Origin of the sequence: Myxococcus sp. AB025B, assembly GCF_006518215.1 — a bacterium.
GTDB lineage: Bacteria > Myxococcota > Myxococcia > Myxococcales > Myxococcaceae > Myxococcus > Myxococcus fulvus.
In genome coordinates, this window is sequence record NZ_SRLW01000615.1 from 1 (window position 1) to 1,525 (window position 1,525).

The 1,525-nt window shown below is 70.2% G+C and carries 1 protein-coding gene; it reads right to left on the reverse strand.

All coding sequences use genetic code 11. The features are described from left to right. Positions 1-11: 11 nt before the first annotated feature. On the reverse strand, positions 12-1,442 hold the full coding sequence (locus tag FL311_RS43065; protein ID WP_141333458.1) for an ISKra4 family transposase: 1,431 nt from the start codon (positions 1,440-1,442) through the stop codon (positions 12-14). Positions 1,443-1,525: the final 83 nt, after the last annotated feature.

A 1,525-nucleotide genomic window follows, 5' to 3' on the forward strand; every position in this document is an offset into this window, starting at 1 on the left:
GGGTCTGGCTCTCATCCTGAGCACGCAGCCCGGTGGACCTGAGCGCGCAGAGGGGCGAGCGTGAGGTCGATGGCGGCGTCCCAGCGCTCGGAAAGCACCAGGGAGCGGAGGTCGAGCACATTTTGACCGGACTGCTCTTTCCAGCGGCTGCCGGGGCGCTTCATGCGCAGGGCCACGAGCGACTTGCAGGTGGCCTCCACATTGCCGCTGCCGATAGGCAGGCCGGCGGCCCGGGCGTCGGCGTAGTGCATGCGTTCGCCGTGGTTCTCCAGGTAGGTGAGCGCCTCGTGGACGGGGCGGCCGTCGCCGAGCACGCCGTCGCGCTTGCCCGAGGCGTCCAGCATCTGCACCAGCTTCCAGACGGCACCAGGTTGGTTGAGAAGCATCAGCTTCCACTTCTCGCGCAGGGCCGCGGCCTTTTGCTCGGTGGACGCCAGCAGCAGCGCCGCCGCGCCGAGTTTCTCCATGAGGTGCCAGAAGTCCACCAGGCGCACGACGCCCTTGGCCGTGGGGGCGTACGTGGCGAGTGCCTCGTCGAGCAGCGCATGCAACTCCGGAGCGCCGTCGGTGAGGACCACCACGCGCATGGAGGGCACCTGACCCAGGAGGGCCTCCACGTCGAGTGCCAGCCGCCGAGCCAGTTCCTTTCCCCCCCGGGCTGGCATGCGCCCATAGCGCAGGGTGGAGAGCGCCTCACCTTTCGAGTCGTGGAAGGTGAGACAGGCCACGTAGGCCATGCGCCAGACGACGTCGACGGGCCTCTTCGCAGCGCCGCGTCGAGGACGTCCCACGGGCCGCCCCTTCGGCTCCTCCATGGGCAGGGCCACCCGGTCCAAGCTGACGCTGACGCTGTGCGCCCCCTCTGGCACCTCGAGCGCGTCGGCGAGAGCGGCCTCCACGCGCACACGCCCCTCCCCGTACAGCTTGCCTACCGCGTGCCCCACTCGCTCGAAGCTGCTGCGGCTGTAAGGCAGCACGCCCAGGGCGCGGGCCGTCCCCTCCGCCTCGCGCGAAGTCCCCTTGGCCAGCAGGTGGGCCATGCCGCGCGCTGCCTCGGGCAGCCAGCCGTCCGCCACGCACCCGGCGCGCAAGCTGATGGTGTCCACCGTGGGGCCGTTGCGCTGGCCCCTCCGGCGGTAGAGGCTGCGCTCTACTTCGACTTCCCCTTGCCGCGTCTTGTACCTCGCCGTGTACCGGCCGACGCGCGCGTGGGGCGCGCTGTCGATGAGGAGGCGGGGCGCGTCGGCGTCGTAGCCTTGAAGCAACCTCCGCTTGCCTTCGAGCGACAGCGCCTCGGCCGCCGCGTCGATGTTGCGCAGCGCCCCTTCCGGGTCCACCGGTGCGAACTCTCGTGCTGCCTTCGCCTCCGCCTGCAGTTTGGCCTCCATCGCCTTGAGCAGCGTGGCGACCTCCTCGGGCACTTCCAGCGTCACTTTCACCATGGCCGGGATTTCTCCCACGCCTCGGCCTGCTCCTGCCAACCCGCCCTTTCGCTCAGGCGATGCTCAGGATCAGATCCACACCC